Here is a 17,936-nt window from a genome sequence, read left to right as displayed (position 1 = left end):
ACGCCGGCTTATGTCTGTGCAACGAGGAAAATCCATGCAAGTTTCTGTTGAAAGCACCTCCGCTCTTGAGCGCCGCATGACCATTGGCGTGCCGGTCGAGCGCATCGAGACCGAAGTCAACAAGCGTCTGCAACAGACCGCCAGTCGTGCAAAGATTCCAGGCTTCCGTCCCGGCAAGGTGCCGATGAGCGTCATTCGCCAGCGTTACGAAGCGGCTGCCCGCCAGGAAGCATTAGGCGACCTGATTCAAGCGACCTTCTATGAAGCTGTCGTTGCCGAAAAGCTGAACCCCGCCGGCGCGCCAGCGGTCGAGCCCAAGGTGTTCGAAAAGGGTAAGGATCTCGAGTACGTAGCCACATTCGAAGTGTTCCCAGAGTTCAAGGTGGCTGGTCTGGATACCATCGAAGTCGAGCGCCTGCAGGCCGAAGTGGCGGATTCCGATGTCGACAACATGCTTGAGATCCTGCGCAAGCAGAATACACGTTTCGAAAAGGTTGACCGTGCTGCCGAAGACGGCGATCAGCTGAACATCGATTTTGTTGGCAAAATCGAAGGCCAGGCCTTCGCTGGCGGGTCCGCTCAGGGTACGCAGCTGGTCTTGGGTTCCGGACGCATGATTCCCGGCTTCGAATCCGCACTCGTTGGCGCCAAGGCCGGTGAAGAGCGGGTAATCAACCCGACATTTCCTGAGGACTATCAGGACCTCGACCTGGCAGGCAAAACGGCTGAGTTCACTGTTGCCGTGAACAGCGTAGAAGCGCCGCAACTGCCGGAGCTGAATGATGAGTTCTTCGCCCAGTTCGGCGTGCAGGACGGTGGTCTTGAAGGCTTCCGTGCCGAAGTTAAGAAGAACATGGAGCGCGAGCTGCGCCAGGCCATCAAGACCAAAGTCAAGAACCAGGTTATGGACGGTCTGGTTAGCGCCAACCCGATCGAAGTGCCAAAGGCCCTGATCGATAACGAAGTGAACCGTCTGCGCGTTCAGGCTGTTCAACAGTTCGGCGGTAATGTCAAGCCTGATCAGCTGCCTGCTGAGTTGTTCGAGGAACAGGCCAAGCGTCGTGTTGTGCTGGGTCTGATCGTTGCCGAAGTGGTCAAGCAGTACGAGCTCAAGCCTAATGATGCGCGCGTTCGCGAGCTGATCGAGGAAATGGCCTCCGCCTATCAGGAGCCGGTACAGGTCGTGTCCTGGTACTACAAGAACGACGAGCAGTTGAACGAAGTCCGGTCTGTTGTGCTCGAAGAGCAAGTTGTAGATACTGTCCTGCAGCAGGCTAAAGTGACCGACAAATCGGTCTCCTACGAAGAAGCAGTGAAGCCTGCGGAAGCCCCGCAAGCTGCCTGATTTCCTTCAATCGTTTAATGCACATTCATAAGCCAGCCTCGAGCTGGCTTATGTCTTTGCGGCGTAACATAGGGAGTATCGTTGGACATGTCCGGCAATCCGTTTATGCAAGCACCAGACATTCAGGCCGCAGGCGGCCTCGTGCCGATGGTCATCGAGCAGTCCGCTCGTGGCGAGCGGGCGTACGACATCTATTCCCGTCTCCTTAAGGAGCGGGTGATTTTCATGGTTGGCCAGGTTGAAGACTATATGGCCAACCTGATTGTCGCGCAGATGCTTTTCCTTGAGGCAGAAAACCCTGAGAAGGACATTCACCTGTACATCAACTCCCCTGGTGGGTCGGTGACTGCTGGTATGGCTATCTACGACACCATGCAGTTTGTCAAGGCTGATGTCGCTACTACCTGTATCGGTCAAGCATGCAGCATGGGTGCGTTCCTTCTCGCTGGCGGGGCCAAAGGCAAGCGTTTCTGCCTGCCAAACGCCCGAGTGATGATTCACCAGCCATTGGGTGGTTTTCAGGGTCAGGCGTCGGATATCGATATTCATGCCCGCGAAATTCTTTACATTCGCGAGAGGCTGAACCAGTTGCTGGCCCACCATACCGGCCAGGATTTGGAAACGATCGAGCGCGACACCAATCGTGACTACTTCATGAGTGCTACACGAGCGCTGGAATATGGCGTTGTCGATGCAGTTCATGAGAAGCGGCAGTTGCCGGTCTAACGCTGGTCTAGGAGGGCGTAGTAGCGGGCATCCGTCATGTGCGCTTTGCGCGCCCTTGAAAATGCCTGCATTTGCCTTTATCTTGTATTACAAGCCTTCCCCGATTGGATCGATCGAATGACTGACACCCGCAACGGCGAGGATTCCGGCAAGCTGCTCTATTGCTCTTTCTGCGGCAAAAGCCAGCATGAAGTACGCAAATTGATTGCTGGGCCCTCGGTTTTTATCTGCGACGAGTGCGTCGACCTGTGCAATGACATCATCCGTGAGGAGGTGCAAGAGGCACAGGCTGAGAGCACATCGCAAAAGCTGCCTGCACCCAAAGAGATCAGCGGCATCCTCGACCAGTACGTGATTGGTCAGGAGCGAGCCAAGAAGATCCTGGCTGTGGCTGTGTATAACCATTACAAGCGACTCAACCAGCGCGACAAGAAGGAAGAAGTCGAGCTGGGCAAGAGCAACATACTGCTCATCGGACCGACCGGTTCTGGTAAGACGTTGCTTGCGGAAACACTGGCCCGTTTGTTGAATGTTCCCTTTACTATCGCCGACGCTACTACGCTGACCGAAGCCGGCTACGTGGGCGAAGACGTTGAGAATATCATCCAGAAGCTGCTGCAAAAGTGTGATTACGATGTAGAGAAGGCCCAGATGGGCATCGTCTATATCGACGAGATCGACAAGATCTCGCGCAAGTCCGACAATCCCTCGATCACCCGTGACGTCTCTGGCGAAGGTGTACAGCAGGCGTTGCTGAAGCTGATCGAAGGCACGGTTGCCTCCGTACCACCGCAAGGTGGACGTAAGCATCCGCAGCAGGAATTCCTGCAGGTGGACACGCGAAACATTCTGTTTATTTGCGGCGGTGCGTTTGCCGGACTCGAGAAGGTTATTCAGGGTCGAGCGACCAAAGGCGGGATCGGCTTCAATGCAGAGGTTCGCAGTACGGAGCCGGGCAAAAAAATTGGCGAGTCGCTGCGTTCGGTTGAGCCGGACGATCTGGTGAAGTTTGGTTTGATCCCCGAGTTCGTCGGTCGCCTGCCGGTAATCGCTACGCTCGACGAACTCGACGAGGCGGCGCTGATTCAGATCCTCACCGAGCCGAAGAACGCGCTGACCAAGCAGTACGGCAAGCTTTTCGAGCTTGAAGGTGTCGATCTGGAGTTCCGTGCCGACGCACTGAAAGCAGTTGCGGCTCGTGCGCTGGAGCGTAAAACAGGTGCTCGAGGGCTGCGTTCAATCCTCGAAGGCGTATTGCTGGATACCATGTATGAGATTCCTTCTCAGAAGGATGTCAGCAAGGTAGTCATCGACGAGAGCGTCATTGAAGGGACTTCTAAGCCGCTGCTCATTTACGAGAACAGCGAGCCGCCCGCCAAGGCCGCGCCGGACGCGTGACAGAACAAGGGGGCCTCCGGGCCCCCTTTGCTCTTCTTCAGTCTCCTTGTTTTTTGCGTTGCGCGCCCTCATCTTGATTGCCAAGGGTACGAATTTCCCGTTTACCGCCGTATGGCCGTCGTAGAGCTGAATTTATGAAGACAACCATCGAATTGCCCCTTTTGCCGCTGCGCGACGTAGTGGTCTACCCGCACATGGTGATTCCGCTGTTCGTTGGGCGGGAAAAATCCATTGAGGCCCTTGAAGCAGCAATGGCTGGCGATAAGCAGATATTGCTCCTGGCCCAGAAGAACCCAGCCGATGACGACCCGAGCGAAGAGGGGCTCTATCGTGTGGGTACGGTCGCAACGGTGCTGCAGTTGCTGAAGTTGCCGGATGGCACAGTAAAAGTGCTTGTCGAAGGCGAACAGCGTGGCGTCATAGACCGGTTTTTCGAGGTTGAAGACCATTGCCGGGCGGAGGTCTCACTGATCGACGAATCGGAGATCGAAGAGCGTGAAGCGGAAGTATTCACCCGCAGCCTTTTGAGCCAGTTCGAGCAATATGTTCAGTTGGGCAAAAAGGTGCCCTCTGAGGTGCTTTCCTCGCTTGCCAGCATCGACGAGCCGGCGCGTCTGGTCGATACCATGGCTGCGCACATGGCGCTCAAGATCGAACAGAAGCAGGCAATCCTCGAAATCACCGATTTGCCGGCGCGAGTCGAACATGTGCTGGCCTTACTAGATGCTGAGATCGATCTGCTACAGGTGGAAAAACGCATTCGTGGCCGAGTCAAGAAGCAGATGGAGCGCAGCCAGCGTGAGTACTATTTGAATGAGCAGATGAAGGCCATTCAAAAAGAGCTGGGCGATATCGACGAAGGCCACAATGAAATCGATGATCTCAAGAAGCGCATCGAGAATGCCGGCCTGAGCAAGGACGCCTATGCCAAGGCGACCACCGAGCTGAACAAACTCAAGCAGATGTCACCGATGTCGGCTGAAGCCACCGTGGTCAGGACCTACATCGATTGGCTGGTCAACGTACCGTGGAAAGCGGCCAGCAAGGTTCGCCTTGATCTCGCCAAGGCTGAGGAAGTGCTTGATACCGATCACTACGGCCTCGAAGAAGTCAAGGATCGGATTCTCGAATACCTCGCAGTGCAGAAACGTGTGAAAAAACTGAAAGGTCCGGTTTTGTGCCTGGTCGGTCCACCAGGCGTGGGTAAGACCTCGCTGGCCGAGTCCATTGCGCGCTCGACGAATCGCAAGTTCGTGCGCATGGCGCTGGGTGGCGTGCGGGACGAAGCCGAGATCCGTGGACATCGTCGTACCTATATCGGCTCCATGCCGGGTCGGTTGATCCAGAAGATGAGCAAGGTCGGTGTGCGCAATCCGCTGTTCCTGCTCGACGAGATCGACAAGATGGGTAACGACATGCGCGGAGACCCCGCGTCTGCTCTGCTCGAGGTGCTGGACCCGGAGCAGAACCACAACTTCAACGATCACTATCTCGAGGTCGACTACGACCTGTCAGACGTGATGTTCCTTTGCACGGCCAACTCCATGAACATCCCGGCGCCACTGCTCGATCGCATGGAGATTATTCGTCTACCCGGCTATACGGAAGACGAGAAGATCAATATTGCCACCCGCTATCTGGTCCCGAAGCAGGTTCAGGCCAATGGCCTTAAAAAGACTGAGCTGCTGTTCGATGATGAAGCTATTCGCGACATCATTCGTTACTACACTCGCGAGGCCGGCGTTCGCGGACTGGAGCGTCAGATAGCCAAGGTATGCCGCAAGGTGGTGAAGGAGCATGCCGCGCAGAAGCGCTTTGCAGTCAGTGTTACCGCTGAATCGCTGGAGCACTTCTTGGGGGTTCGCAAATTCCGCTACGGGCTTGCCGAACTGCAAGATCAGGTCGGCCAGGTCACCGGCTTGGCATGGACTCAGGTTGGTGGCGAGTTGCTCACCATCGAAGCAGCCGTAGTTCCCGGGAAGGGGCGGCTGACCAAAACTGGGTCGCTGGGCGATGTGATGGGTGAGTCCATCACGGCAGCGTTAACCGTGGTGCGTAGTCGCGCGAAGAGTCTCGGCATCCCTGTCGATTTCCACGAAAAACAGGATATTCATATCCATGTCCCGGAAGGCGCTACGCCGAAGGATGGGCCCAGTGCAGGCATAGGCATGTGCACGGCGCTGGTTTCAGCAATGACCCAGATTCCTGTCAGGGCCGAAGTTGCCATGACCGGCGAGATCACCCTGCGCGGGCAGGTGCTTGCGATTGGCGGTTTGAAAGAGAAACTGCTCGCGGCACACCGCGGCGGTATAAAGACGGTGATCATTCCTGAAGAAAACCAGCGTGATCTGAAAGAGATTCCTGAGAATATTAAGCAGGACCTGCAGATTAAACCGGTCAAGTGGATTGACGAAGTCCTCCAAATTGCGCTGCAATACGCGCCGGAGCCCTTGCCCGATGCGGCTCCAGATATCGTTGCAACGGATGACAAGCGCGAGTCTGATTCCAAGGAGCGAATCAGCACGCATTAGTCCGAGAGGCTTGGTTGACACATTTTCGGTGGCCTCGATATAAGCCGGCCTTTTGTGTAGTTGCTATTCGGCACCGCTTTGCTTACGCCTAAAAATTATAGATACGACTCAACAGAAATAAGGGGACTTAGAGTGAACAAGTCGGAACTGATCGATGCTATCGCCGCATCTGCTGATATCCCGAAAGCTGTTGCTGGCCGCGCGCTGGATGCAGTAATTGAATCCGTTACAGGCGCTCTGAAGGCTGGTGATTCCGTGGTGCTGGTTGGTTTCGGTACTTTCGCTGTCAAAGAGCGCGCTGCTCGCACCGGCCGCAATCCCCAGACTGGCAAGCCGATCGACATCGCTGCAGCCAGGATTCCTGGATTCAAGGCAGGTAAGGCTCTGAAAGACGCTGTCAACTAAGCGTTTTCGATCCGGCCAGTTGCCAGTTAGCACTGGCCCTGGCTTGGGGCGGTCATCGAACAGGCACTGCTTGTTGCGTTCGGGCTTGGGGGATCAGGCCCAACTGCTCCAAAAGCTCCGAGAAGGCGCATCCCTGGATGCGCCTTTCTTTTTATTCGGATTCCCGTGCTGCAGCGACGACTGCGCAGCTGACTCCTGGGGGACGCATGCTTCAGAATATCAGGGACAATTCACAAGGCTGGATTGCCAAAACCATCATAGGCATCATCGTGATGTTGCTGGCTTTGACTGGCTTTGACGCCATTTTCAATGCTGCCAGCAATAGCCGAAATGCCGCTGAGGTCAACGGTGAGGAGATCTCGCTGGACGAGCTCAACCAGGCCATGAACATGCAACGTCGCCAACTGGCTCAGCAGCTAGGTGGCAACTTCGACCCATCGATGCTGGACGACAAGCTGGTACGCGAGTCATCACTACGCGCGCTCATTGACCGTGCGCTTTTGCTGCAAGGTGCCCGCGATGCAGATTTCGCCTTCTCCGAAACGGCGCTCGATCAGCTGATTCTGCAAACTCCTGAATTTGCCGTGGACGGCGCGTTTAACGCTGCGCGTTTCGATCAGGTCATTCAGCAAATGGGTTATACCCGACTGCAGTTCCGCGAGCTGTTGAAGCAGGAAATGTTGATTGGCCAACTTCGCGCCGGCATTGCCGGTTCCGGTTTCGTCACGGATGACCAGATCGAAGCTTTCGCTCGGCTTGAGCAGCAGACGCGTGATTTCGCAACCATCACCGTACCGGCTGACACCGACGCAGTTGAAGTGAGCAGTGACGAGGCGCGTGCATATTACGAACAAAACACGGACCGCTTTCGCTCGCCGGAGCAGGTTATTGTCGAGTATGTCGAGCTGAACAAGGAGTCCTTCTTTGACCAGGTCGAGGTGTCGGAGGAGGAGGTGCAGGATCTGTATCAGCAGCGTATCGCTAACCTGGCAGAACAACGCCGTGCGGCGCATATCCTGATCGAGACCGATGAGGCTGGCGATGCAAGCGCCAGGGAGAAGATCGACGAGGTCGCTAAGCGTCTGGCCTCAGGCGAGGACTTCTCAGCGTTGGCCAAGGAGGTTTCCGAAGATCCGGGATCCGCGAGCGAAGGGGGGGATCTCGGCTTTGCTGGTCCAGGCGTTTACGACCCTGCTTTCGAGGAGGCGCTGTACGCTTTGGACAAGGGCCAGGTCTCTGCGCCGGTTCGCTCCGATTTCGGCTGGCACTTGATCAAGCTTCTGGATGTTCAGTCACCAGAGATCCCGACGCTGGACAGCCTAAAACCTGAACTGGTGCGGGAACTCAAAGCTCAACAGGTTGAGCAGCGCTTCGTCGAGGCCAGCAAGCAACTCGAGGACACCGCATTCGAATCTTCCGATCTTGTACAGCCGGCACAGGAATTGGGCCTTTTGGTACAAACGACCGAGGCGTTCGGCCGTGAAGGTGGGGCTGGCGTCGCATCAAATCGGCAGGTCATCCAGGCTGCGTTCAGTGATGAGGTTCTGATCGACGGTGCTAATAGCGGTGTGATTGAACTGGATCCGGATACCGTCGTTGCTGTGCGAGTGAAGGAACACCTGAAACCTGAAGTACTGCCTTTCGATACAGTGAAGGACGACATCATCGCTCAACTGCAGCGCAGTAAGGCGGCAGAACAAGCGATTGAAACCGGTGAGCAGCTTATCGCTACGCTACGTGATGGCGGGCAGGTCCAGCAGCAGTGGCAGCCTGTCGAGGCCGCCTCGCGCAGCCAGGAAGGGGTTGAGCCGGCAGTACTTCAACAAGTGTTTCGGATGCCGAAACCGGAGGGAAGCGACATGCCGAGTTACAGCAGTGTTCGCCTGCCCGACGGAGATTTCGTCGTGGTTCGTCTGAGCGGTGTAAGCGAGCCCAAAGCGGAGCTCTCGCAAGAAGACAAGCAGAACTATCGTCGTTTCCTGGCTTCACGGAGTGGCCAGCAAGATTTCGCTGCCTACCGTCAGATGCTCCATGCGGACGCCGAGATCGAGACCTTTTGAGAAAATTTCGGCGCAAAAAAATCTTTAACTATTCAGTTGGCTGCGGATAGCCTGTCGCCAACCCGCCGATTTTGTCTGGCATGGTGTGTCTGATCCGGCACACCTATGCGGTGACATCTCAGCGATATCAACGGCGATGAGGCCCTGGAGCGGGTCCGGCAACAGCTAAAGGAAGACCGTACGGTCTCTGCGTCACTGCGTGCGGCCATCGATGTGCTGATGCTGCTGGTCAAGCTCATGGCCGATCGACTGGCCACCAGTAGCCGCAACAGTAGCAAGCCACCGTCCCAGGATCCCAGTCGTCCGCGTCGTTCATGTGCTTCAAGTAAGCGCAAGCCGGGCGGGCAGCCCGGGCATGAGGGCAAGTATACCTTGGCCGTGTAACCGCCATCGGAGTATTCCTCCAGGGGCTTCTGCATAACGCTCACCTGCTACGGAGCCAAGGGAGTTAGCCCGTGGCGTAGTTGATCTGAGTGCCGTAGGCGGTTATGGATGCGCCTGCGCAATAGGGGCGCGGCCAGGGCTGTTGTGAACAGGCAGGTTCGGGAATTCTCCATTCGCATGGTCTCCTTTGCAGGCAGCGGTTGCCGTCCTGCGGTTGTTGTTCTTGGTGTTGGGTCTGGAAACGTTGTTGTGATGGATTTTTGTTGTTCTTTATAAGGTTGGTTCGTCGGCAATAGCGAGCCACTACCCAAGCTAGGACAGGATCCGGAGGTCAACTATCGTCCAAAATGACGATTCTGACTGTTTCGCATACAGCTATTTTCGTCGAAAAGGACGAGGCCCGGAGGTGTTGCGACTCCCAGACTATGATCAGGCCGGAGTCTCACCCGGATTCCCACACAACAACAAACGCATCCGCAGAGATGCAGTATCAGGAGATGGTATGAGTTATCTTCAGGCAAACCGTTTCACCCGTCTTGTTCTGCCACTGGCTATGGCCGGTACTCTGTTGTCTGGCATAGCGGAGGCCCGGAGCATCAGTTACGCTACCGGTTACTCCGCCCAGTCTATCGGCGCTGAAGCGGGTACGGCCTATGCCGAGGCCTTGGCGAAGTATTCTGACGGTGAGCTCACGGCGAAGGTGTATGCCCAATCCTTGCTGAGCTTTTCGGAGACTCCTTCGGGTGTTCGAGATGGGCTGGCGGATAGTGGTTTGGTGTTAACGCCTTACTTTCCGGCGGAGTTCCCCAGCATCAACCTGGCCGCTGAATTGTCGATGCTGCTGGAGCTGAGTGGCGCGCCGGCGGAAACCTCTGGTCTGGCCTATGCCGGGGCCATGTCAGAGTACCTGTTCAATCATTGCCCGGAGTGCACCAATGAGCTGAAGGCCCAGAATCAGGTATTCATCGGCGGTGGCGGTACTCCGCCCTACATGCTGCTATGCAACAAGCCGGTACGGAATCTGGAAGAGCTGGAAGGCAAACGCCTGCGCATCGGTGGTGCGCAATGGTCCCGCTGGGCGCAGGAGATGGGCGCATCACCGGTTTCGGTTCCCCAGCATGAGACCTACGAGGCCCTTAATCAGGGGGTAGTGGACTGCACTATCCACTCAGCGCCAGAACTCACCATCGTCAAGCTGATGGAGGTGGTGTCAGACATTACCACGGGAGCTCCGGGCGGAGTGTTTGCCGGTACTGCCAACACCGTTAACCGGGACACTTGGGCAAGCTTGTCCGAGGATGAGCGCAAGGCCGTACTTCATGCCTCGACAGTGCTGTCAGCGGAATTGAGCTGGGGCTATGCCGAAGCCGCGAAGAAGAACATGAAGACGGCGGATGAGCTGGACCGCATCACTATCCATGAGGCAAGTGAACCCTTGAAGGAAAAAACCCGGGCGTTCATTCGCCAGGACATCGATAACATGGCTAAGACCTATGCCGACAAATACGATCTTGGTAACGCGGACCAGATGATAGAGAATTTCCGCCCTATTCTGGAGAAATGGGTCTCGCTGGTGGACAGCATCGACAGTGGCGAGGCGCTTGCGGAACTCTACTGGCAGGAGGTTTTCTCCAAGGTTGACGTGAACAGCCACGGCCTGTGAAAGATTAGCCGGCCTCCGGGCCGGCCTTGTTCTTTCCTGCTTCCTTTCCCTGGATCCTACCTGCCGAATGCATCATCACAGGCCTGTTGCATTGCCGACTGGTACTCTTTGACCAGACGCTTGCACAGTTCCTCAGCAGAAGGCTCATCATTGACTGCGCCCACTCCGTGGCCCGCCGACCAGACGGTTTTCCAGGCTTTGGCTTCGTTGGCCATGTCCAGGCCACCATGGCCTGAGTCTCCCTCCAGGTTGACGCCAGCAGCTTCCAGGCTCGGACGCAGGAAGTTGGCGTTAACGCCCGATACTTTTGGTGTATAGATAATGTCCGCGGCTCGGCTGTTCCTGATCATGGCCTTATAGTCCTCCTCGACCAGGGATTCCCGGGTGGCGATAAAACGGGTGCCCAGGTAGGCCATGTCTGCCCCCATCAACCGCGCCGCTGCCACCTGTCCGCCGGTGCTGATGGAGCCCGCCAGGATAATGGTGCCGTCGAACACCTGGCGGATTTCCTGAACCAGGGCAAAGGGGCTGATCGTGCCTGCGTGGCCACCGGCCCCGGCCGAGACGGCGATGATCCCGTCGACCCCGGCCTCCGCAGCCTTCTCGGCATGGCGCCGGTTGATGACGTCATGGAACACCAGGCCGCCATAGGAATGCACGGCCTCCACCACTTCCGGCACTGCCCCCAGTGATGTGATCACCAGCGGCACCTGGTGCCTGACCACCTGTTCCAGATCCGCATCCAGGCGAGGGTTAGAGCGGTGCACAATCAGGTTGACGCCGTAGGGTGCGGCGTTCCTGCCGGCCAGCCTCGATTCGATCTGCTCCAGCCATTCCACAAAGCCGTCGGTAGTGCGCTGGTTGAGGGCCGGAAAGGTGCCGATGACCCCGTTCAGGCAGCTTTCCACCACCAGGTCCGGGCCGGATGTGAGGAACATGGGAGCGGCAATGGCCGGAATTTTGAGCCGGTCCGTGAATGATTCGGGTAGTGGCATGCGAGGACCTCTTTGTTGGCCGGGCAGGGCCGTCTGGCTCTGAACCCTATTTGACAGAATGATAGATGGGGACTGGCTATCCTATTGTTTCCATCGCCATGGCCCACTCGTCGGATCTGACGATTCGCAGGCTTTTTTACCCACCCAGGTACAGTTCTTTCAGTTGGGGGCTGTCCTTGATATCCGCGGCGCTGCCTTCCAGCCCGATTCTGCCATTTTCCAGAACATAGGAATAATCAGAGATCTTGATGGCCATATGAGCATTCTGCTCCACCAGAAGGATTGAGGTGCCGCTTTCGTTGATGGCCTTCAGGATTTCGAAGATCTCCTTCACCAGCTTGGGGGCGATTCCCAGGGAGGGTTCATCCAACAGTAGAAGCCTGGGCTTGCCCATCAGTGAGCGGCCAATGGCCAGCATCTGCTGTTCCCCCCCGCTCAGGGTGTTGGCCTTCTGCTGCATCCGCTCTTTCAACCTTGGAAAGTAATCGAAGACACGGTCCATATCCTTGTCAACATCCTTCCCCTTGGGGCGCCGATAGGCCCCGATCCGCAGATTCTCTTCCACCGTAAAATCCGGGAACACCCGGCGCCCCTCCGGGCAGTGGATAACGCCGGCTTTGACCATGGCGCTGCAGGACTTTCCCTGTATCGCCTGGCCGTTCAGTTTCATAACGCCCTTTCCGGGGGGCATCAGGCCGGAAATGACTTTCAGGCTGCTGGACTTCCCCGCTCCGTTAGACCCCAGCAGGGATACCACCTTGCCCTGAGGAACTTCCAGGGAGATGCCCCGAAGTGCATGGACGTGGCCGTAGTTCAGGTGGACATTCTCAAGCTTCAGCATCGGATTCGATCTCCCCGAGATAGGCTTCGATGACGGCGGGGTCCTGCTGGATATCGGCAGGCGCCCCTTCGGCGATTTTCTCGCCGAAGTTCATCACCGTTATATGATCCGACACTTTCATGACCAACGACATGTCATGCTCAATGAGGAGCACGGTAATGCCCATTTCATTCTTGAGGCGCAGTATCAGCTGGCATAGCTTATCGGTTTCGGCCGTGTTCATGCCGGCCACAGGTTCGTCCAGAAGGATCAGCTTGGGGTTGGCCATGATTGCCCGGCCTATATCCACCATCTTCTGGTAGCCATAAGGCAGGTTCGCCACCTTTTCATTGACGAACCGGGCAATGCCGAACATGTCCAGAATCTCTCCGGCCCTTGTGCGGGCTTCGGCCTCGGTCCGCCTGATGGAGGGGAGCTTCAGGGACACACTGATGATGTTGTGGCCAAGAGTGGAGTGCAGGCCGGTCAGGAGGTTGTCCATGACTGACATTCCGGAGAACAACTCGACGTTCTGGAAGCTCCGGGAAATACCAAGTCCGATCACCTGGTGAGGCTTGAGGCGGGACAGGTCTGCTCCCTCAAACTCGATGGTGCCATCGGAAGGGGTATAGAACCGGCTGATGCAGTTGAACACCGTCGTTTTGCCCGCGCCGTTCGGGCCGATAATGGAGTAGATCCCGCCCTTGGGGATCTCTAGTGAGAGGCCTGAAACAGCGGTCAGTCCGGCGAATCGAACGGTCAGATTGTTAAATCTTAGCATCGGAAACCTCGCTGGCACTGCACTGTTCGGGCTCCTCTTGAAAGTCATCCCGTCTTTTCCGGAACAGCTGCCCGAGTGAAATCAGCCCGGCGGGAAGGAACAGAATGATCAGGATGACGGCCACCCCGATGACTAGGTTGGTGATACCTATGTAAGCGTCGGCGAAGTGGGGAATAACGGTGAACAATATGGCGCCGACAATGGCTCCCCAGATCGAGCCCAGCCCGCCCACCACGATCATGGCCAGCAGGAAAAAAGAAGTCATGATGGTGAAGTCATCCGGACTGACGTATTCAATCCAGTAAGCATACAGGCCGCCGGCGATCCCGGTGAAGAACGAGCTGATCATGAACATAAGGGTTTTGTAGCCGGCGACGTTGATGCCGGTAGCGGCAGCAGCGACTTCACTGTCTCGGATGGCGAGAAACGCGCGGCCCAGCCGGCTGTGTGCGATGTTCAGCAGTAACCAGGTGATCACCATGGTTACACCGAGGATGACATAGAAGAACGCCAGATCACCGGACACCGCTTTCGGGCGCATCAGCGGCAGCCCCGAATAGCCCGCCGTTACGGACTCCCAGTTCAGGGCGATTTCCGGTATCGACAGGCCGAACCCCAGGGTGGCCACCGCCAGGAAGTGGCCCTTCAGGCGCACGGCGGGCAAGCCAATGATGAGGCTGACAAGAGCGGCCATCACACCGGCAGAGGGGATGGCCACCCAGATCGGCACTCCCAGTTTTGCTGACAGCACTGCGGTAGTGTAAGTGCCCAGCATGAGAAAGCCGCCCTGACCGACCGAAATCTGCCCGCCGTAACCCGTCAGCAGATTCAGGGACATGGCGGCAATGGCGTAGATCGCGGTCATGGCCACCAACCCCATAAAGTAGGAGGACTGGCCGACGAGGAAGGGGTAGGCCACGAGCAACAGAGCGAACCCAAGAATGGCTAACCGCCTGTTGAGAAAGGGGCTTTTCATGGTTATACCTTCTTGATGGCTTCGGGTGCGCTGAAAATGCCCTGGGGGCGGATATAGAGCACCGCGACAATCAGTACAAACGTACATACGAGTGCCATTTCAGGGGCCCAGTAGTAACTGACTAGGTTGCCGAAAATACCGATGAGCAGGCCACCGATCACCGCACCCGGAAGGCTTACGAAACCCGCCAGTACCGCAGCCGCAAAGGCCATGATCAACACGTTGAACATCATGGTGACGCCCAGGAACGTGAACGGGGCTGTGAGCAAGCCGGCGATACCCCCCAGTACGCTGCCGGCTGCCCAGGTAACCATGAACACGAAGTTGACGTTGATTCCCATCAAACGTGCCGCAGTGAGGTCCTGGGAGGAGGCGCGCATGGCAAGACCGACCCGGGTGAATCGAAATAGCACGAACAAAACGAATGCCAGAATGAAGGTGACAAACAGCACGAACAGCTCATTGGGTGAGATAAAGACCGACCCGAGCTGAATGGGACCGCCTTCGAGCGCTCGCGGAAAACTGGTCGGGGTATGACCCCAGATAAGGCCAGCCGCTCCGTGGATCGCCAGAAACATACCCAGAGTCAGCACCAGCTGATTGAGATGCGGAGCATTGCTTATGTATCGGATCAGCAGGAAATAGACCACTACACCAAACAGTGCGGCAAAGCCAATGGCAAGGAAAAAGGAGACGAAGAAAGGAAGTTCAAAGTGGTTCAGAAACGTAAAGGCAACGAAGGTGGTCACCATGGCCATCTCGCCGTGGGCGAAGTTGACCAGGCCCGTAGTCCTGAAGATCAATACCAGCCCCAGCGCGGCCAGGCCGTAGACGCAGCCGAATATCAGGCCGCTGATAACGATTTGCTCCACAATTGAACTCCTATGACATACGTTTTTCTGCTGTACGTGTTCCCGTTCTGAGCTGGCCTGCTACCGGTCCGGGCCAGCTCAGCCCACTGAAGCAATGGAGCTGGTCCGGACCGGGAATCGGTCAGCAGATATGTTCAGTCATCGGAGGCGTAGGTGATCGCACCGGATGCCGGATCAAAGGTGATTGGCTCGGAGATAGGCACGATGGCCCCGTCCTTCGCTTGGGTTATGAACATCGAGGTCAGACCATAGTGATTGCTCTCTGAGAAAGTCACGCCGGCGTACATGGACCCTTCCCAGTTATCGAAGGTATAGAAGGTATTCAGGAAGTCTTCCCAGGTCAGGGTCTCGGTTCTCCGCAGTGCCTCGACAAACACCTCGGCGGCGGCCCAGCCAGTCTGGCCCCAGTCGGAAAGCGGTACTTTGGGGAAGTCTTTGCTGAACCGTTCCACATAAAGCTCGATGCTCTCGTCCGTGCCCTGGTCAGGCTTGGGGATAACCGCAGTGGAAATGGTGCCGTTCCATACGTCTTCTCCGGCAAGGTCGAACAAAGTCTCGGAGTCACCGCCGACCGAGGACACCAGGAAAGGAGGCTCGGTAACTCCGATATTGTGGAGGGCCTTCTTGAGTTGTGCCGCCGGGGCCGGTACCGAAAACGTAATGATGGCGTCAGGGTTGGACTGGCGGAGTCGCTGGGCCTGGGTGCTCAGGTCCGAGTCCGACGACTGAAAATTCACTTGCTGGACCAACTCCACGTCATCGAACTGCTTGAGGGCCTTGACGGCAGCTTCCCCCAGCGGACTGCCGTAGTCGTCATTCTGGTACGCAATGGCGATGCGTTTGGCACCCAGTTCCTTGACCGCGTAGTCGGTCAGCACCCGGGCCTCGAACTCGTAGTTGACGACACTGGAGCCCATGTAGTTGGGAATGGGCGGATCGACAAACTGGCTCGAGCCGGAACTGGTCATGACCATGGGAATGCCCGACCTTTCGTTTCGCGGGCGGGCGGCAACGTTACAGGGCGTGCAGACGTTGCCCAGCATGGCAAAGACCTTATCCTCATCCACCAGGCGCTTGGTCAGTTGCACAGTACGCCCAGGCTGGTACTGGTCGTCATAGGCGATTAGCGTGAGCTGGCGGTCGTGTACGCCTCCCTGCTCATTGACGTACTTGAAATAGGACTCGATACCCATGCGAATCTTGTCATAAGAAGCTACCGGACCGGTTTGTGGGCCCAGATGGCCAACCCGGATTTCGTTATCCGTTACGCCCTGGGCAACTTGGGCGCTGGCAGTACCGATACCGAGGGCAGCGGCGAGAATAACGCCGCTCATCGCAAATCTATGAATTGTTTTCCTGTTGGGTTTCATTGTGTTTTCCTTATTGTTTTAGCTGTGATGGCGTCATGAGAACGCGCCCCTGGCGCCGGTGGGGCTCGCGAACTGTTCCCGCAGGTTGTTCTTGAGGATCTTGCCGGAAGGGTTCCGTGGAATGACGTCCACAAAGCGGACGTCCCGGGGTTTTTTGTAGCCGGCGATACGGCCCTCGCAGAAGATTTTGACCTCTTCTGCCGTGATGCCGGTGGCGCTGTCTGGCTGGACAATAGCGGTGACAATTTCACCCCAGGTCTCGTCCGCCAGACCGATAATCGCCACGTCGGCGATGCCGGGGCAGCCGTGGAGACAGTCTTCGACTTCCTCGGGGTAGACGTTGGCGCCGCCAGTAATGATCATGTCCTTCTTGCGACCGACGATGTACAGGTAACCGTCCTCGTCAAACATCCCGAGGTCTCCCGCTGAGAACCAGTCTCCCAGGAAGGCTGCCTTTGTCGCCTCTGGATTATCCAGATAGCCATCGAACATGTAGTCCCCACGGACATAGATCTCCCCGACCTGGTCCGGGGCTGTGATGTCCTTACCCTGGTCGTCAACCAGTTTGACTTCCCATCCCATCACTGGCTTGCCGCAGGATCGGGGTTTCGCCTGAAGATCCGCTGGGCGCAGGTTGGTGTTCCAGCCCGCCTCCGTGGAGCCGTAGAACTCGTGGAGGACTCCATCGCCAAAGAGTTCACTGGTGGCTTCCTTGGCATGGGTCGACAGGGGCGCACCCGCTGAAATCAGGGCTCTCATGGAGTCCAGTCGATATCGACGGCGGACGTCCTCCGGCAGCTGGTGAATAAACTGCAACATGGTCGGGGCCACGAACGCGTTGGTGACGCCACAGCTTTCGATCAGACGGAGCATTTCCTCAGGATCGAAGTTTTCCATGATCACACTGGTTCCGCCGATGTTGATCGATAGCAGCATGAAGATGATAGGGGCGGCGTGATAGATCGCACCCGGGGTGAGATTGACATCGTCTTCGGTCAGCCCGTATTCGACTGCGGCGGCCAGCGCCAGCAGGGCTCGGGAACGATGAGAGATTCTGGCACCCTTGGGCACTCCGGTGGTGCCAGAGGTGTAGCCAATACAGAACGGGTCTGCCTCTGCGACGGTGACCTGTGGGTTTTGTTCGTCCTGGTCCCGGGTTCGGGCATCGTAGCTGTCGTCGTCTTTCTCCCCAGCTCTGATGCGGACCAGTCCATGTTCGACGGACTGCTCTAGTTCGCTCGAGTAGTCGCCCAGCTCGTCGTGGATCCGCTGGCTAATAAATGCGATTTTCGAACCGGAGTGACTGATCAGTGCTCTGGCTTCCGGACCCGTGAGCCGGAAATTGATCGGCACCAGCACGTAACCGCCTTTGGCGCAGCCATAGATGATTTCCGGATATTCGAGGCAATTGTCGAGAAAGGCTGCGACCCGGTCACCCTTCCTGATGCCGAGAGAGGCAAGGAAGTGAGCGACCCGGTTCGCCCGGGCGTTGAGCTGGTTGAAGCTTAGTGTCTGGGATTGGAACTGGACAGCCGGCTTTCCGGGGGACCGGCGAGCGAAAAATTCGAGACCGTAATGCATGACCAGAAGTGACATGACCAGGCCCTCAT

Annotated in this window: 15 protein-coding genes; 8 read left to right on the top strand and 7 right to left on the bottom strand. The window is 56.9% G+C overall.

The genetic code is table 11. The annotated features are described in order from the left end of the window. The first annotated feature begins 34 nt into the window (after window positions 1–34). From tig to NA637_RS09310, 8 genes are all read left to right on the top strand, one after another. The gene (gene tig / locus NA637_RS09345) at window positions 35–1,345 is read left to right on the top strand and encodes a trigger factor (protein ID WP_256072008.1); all 1,311 of its coding nucleotides are present in this window, start codon (window positions 35–37) and stop codon (window positions 1,343–1,345) included. Between the two features lie 87 nt (window positions 1,346–1,432). Then, window positions 1,433–2,071: an ATP-dependent Clp endopeptidase proteolytic subunit ClpP gene (gene clpP, locus NA637_RS09340; RefSeq protein ID WP_256072007.1), complete on the top strand. Its 639-nt coding sequence runs from the start codon at window positions 1,433–1,435 to the stop codon at window positions 2,069–2,071. Between the two features lie 117 nt (window positions 2,072–2,188). Further along, window positions 2,189–3,469 carry an ATP-dependent Clp protease ATP-binding subunit ClpX gene (gene clpX, locus NA637_RS09335; RefSeq protein WP_256072041.1) on the top strand — a complete coding sequence of 427 codons (1,281 nt, stop codon included), beginning with the start codon at window positions 2,189–2,191 and terminating at the stop codon, window positions 3,467–3,469. Between the two features lie 134 nt (window positions 3,470–3,603). After that, complete coding sequence (lon, locus tag NA637_RS09330; RefSeq protein ID WP_256072005.1) at window positions 3,604–6,000, top strand: endopeptidase La; 2,397 nt, start codon at window positions 3,604–3,606, stop codon at window positions 5,998–6,000. Between the two features lie 132 nt (window positions 6,001–6,132). Continuing rightward, window positions 6,133–6,405: an HU family DNA-binding protein gene (locus NA637_RS09325; RefSeq protein ID WP_256072004.1), complete on the top strand. Its 273-nt coding sequence runs from the start codon at window positions 6,133–6,135 to the stop codon at window positions 6,403–6,405. 206 nt (window positions 6,406–6,611) lie between these two features. Next, window positions 6,612–8,465, top strand: a complete 1,854-nt coding sequence (locus tag NA637_RS09320; protein WP_256072003.1) for a SurA N-terminal domain-containing protein — start codon at window positions 6,612–6,614, stop codon at window positions 8,463–8,465. Window positions 8,466–8,591: 126 nt separating this feature from the next. After that, window positions 8,592–8,849, top strand: a complete 258-nt coding sequence (locus NA637_RS25675) for a DUF6444 domain-containing protein (protein ID WP_423836714.1) — start codon at window positions 8,592–8,594, stop codon at window positions 8,847–8,849. A gap of 502 nt (window positions 8,850–9,351) precedes the next feature. After that, window positions 9,352–10,512 (top strand): C4-dicarboxylate TRAP transporter substrate-binding protein, encoded by a 1,161-nt coding sequence (locus NA637_RS09310; RefSeq protein WP_256072002.1) that lies wholly within the window; start codon window positions 9,352–9,354, stop codon window positions 10,510–10,512. Between the two features lie 56 nt (window positions 10,513–10,568). Here NA637_RS09310 and NA637_RS09305 read toward each other — a convergent pair whose 3' ends face one another. The 7 genes from NA637_RS09305 to NA637_RS09275 all read right to left on the bottom strand — a co-directional run. After that, window positions 10,569–11,507: an NAD(P)H-dependent flavin oxidoreductase gene (locus NA637_RS09305; protein WP_256072001.1), complete on the bottom strand. Its 939-nt coding sequence runs from the start codon at window positions 11,505–11,507 to the stop codon at window positions 10,569–10,571. Window positions 11,508–11,643: 136 nt separating this feature from the next. Continuing rightward, entirely contained in the window at window positions 11,644–12,348 is a 705-nt protein-coding gene (locus NA637_RS09300) for an ABC transporter ATP-binding protein (protein ID WP_256072000.1), read from the bottom strand. Beyond that, window positions 12,335–13,156, bottom strand: coding sequence for an ABC transporter ATP-binding protein (locus NA637_RS09295; protein ID WP_256071999.1), 822 nt, complete (start codon window positions 13,154–13,156; stop codon window positions 12,335–12,337). The genes NA637_RS09300 and NA637_RS09295 overlap by 14 nt, the downstream gene beginning before the upstream one ends. Further along, window positions 13,095–14,084, bottom strand: a complete 990-nt coding sequence (locus NA637_RS09290) for a branched-chain amino acid ABC transporter permease (RefSeq protein ID WP_256071998.1) — start codon at window positions 14,082–14,084, stop codon at window positions 13,095–13,097. Before NA637_RS09290 ends, NA637_RS09295 begins: the two co-directional genes overlap by 62 nt. Before the next feature lie 2 nt (window positions 14,085–14,086). Next, window positions 14,087–14,956 carry a branched-chain amino acid ABC transporter permease gene (locus NA637_RS09285; RefSeq protein WP_256071997.1) on the bottom strand — a complete coding sequence of 290 codons (870 nt, stop codon included), beginning with the start codon at window positions 14,954–14,956 and terminating at the stop codon, window positions 14,087–14,089. Window positions 14,957–15,090: 134 nt separating this feature from the next. Beyond that, complete coding sequence (locus tag NA637_RS09280) at window positions 15,091–16,290, bottom strand: ABC transporter substrate-binding protein (protein WP_256071996.1); 1,200 nt, start codon at window positions 16,288–16,290, stop codon at window positions 15,091–15,093. Between the two features lie 69 nt (window positions 16,291–16,359). Then, window positions 16,360–17,936 (bottom strand): class I adenylate-forming enzyme family protein (locus NA637_RS09275; protein WP_256071995.1); only part of this gene is annotated, 1,577 nt, incomplete at its 5' end.

The sequence above is a fragment of the Stutzerimonas stutzeri genome, assembly GCF_024448935.1.
Lineage (GTDB): Bacteria > Pseudomonadota > Gammaproteobacteria > Pseudomonadales > Pseudomonadaceae > Stutzerimonas > Stutzerimonas stutzeri_AO.
Note: the sequence above shows the minus strand (reverse complement) of the source record. Positions and strands in the feature narration are given on the sequence as shown.

Excerpts from the sequence above, each read along its gene's own strand:
- tig (WP_256072008.1), top strand. The coding sequence starts at position 35 with ATGCAAGTTTCTGTTGAAAGCACCTCCGCTCTTGAGCGCCGCATGACC.
- clpP (WP_256072007.1), top strand. The coding sequence starts at position 1,433 with ATGTCCGGCAATCCGTTTATGCAAGCACCAGACATTCAGGCCGCAGGC.
- clpX (WP_256072041.1), top strand. The coding sequence starts at position 2,189 with ATGACTGACACCCGCAACGGCGAGGATTCCGGCAAGCTGCTCTATTGC.
- lon (WP_256072005.1), top strand. The coding sequence starts at position 3,604 with ATGAAGACAACCATCGAATTGCCCCTTTTGCCGCTGCGCGACGTAGTG.
- NA637_RS09320 (WP_256072003.1), top strand. The coding sequence starts at position 6,612 with ATGCTTCAGAATATCAGGGACAATTCACAAGGCTGGATTGCCAAAACC.
- NA637_RS09310 (WP_256072002.1), top strand. The coding sequence starts at position 9,352 with ATGAGTTATCTTCAGGCAAACCGTTTCACCCGTCTTGTTCTGCCACTG.
- NA637_RS09305 (WP_256072001.1), bottom strand. The coding sequence starts at position 11,507 with ATGCCACTACCCGAATCATTCACGGACCGGCTCAAAATTCCGGCCATT.
- NA637_RS09300 (WP_256072000.1), bottom strand. The coding sequence starts at position 12,348 with ATGCTGAAGCTTGAGAATGTCCACCTGAACTACGGCCACGTCCATGCA.
- NA637_RS09295 (WP_256071999.1), bottom strand. The coding sequence starts at position 13,156 with ATGACTTTCAAGAGGAGCCCGAACAGTGCAGTGCCAGCGAGGTTTCCG.
- NA637_RS09290 (WP_256071998.1), bottom strand. The coding sequence starts at position 14,084 with ATGAAAAGCCCCTTTCTCAACAGGCGGTTAGCCATTCTTGGGTTCGCT.
- NA637_RS09280 (WP_256071996.1), bottom strand. The coding sequence starts at position 16,290 with ATGAGCGGCGTTATTCTCGCCGCTGCCCTCGGTATCGGTACTGCCAGC.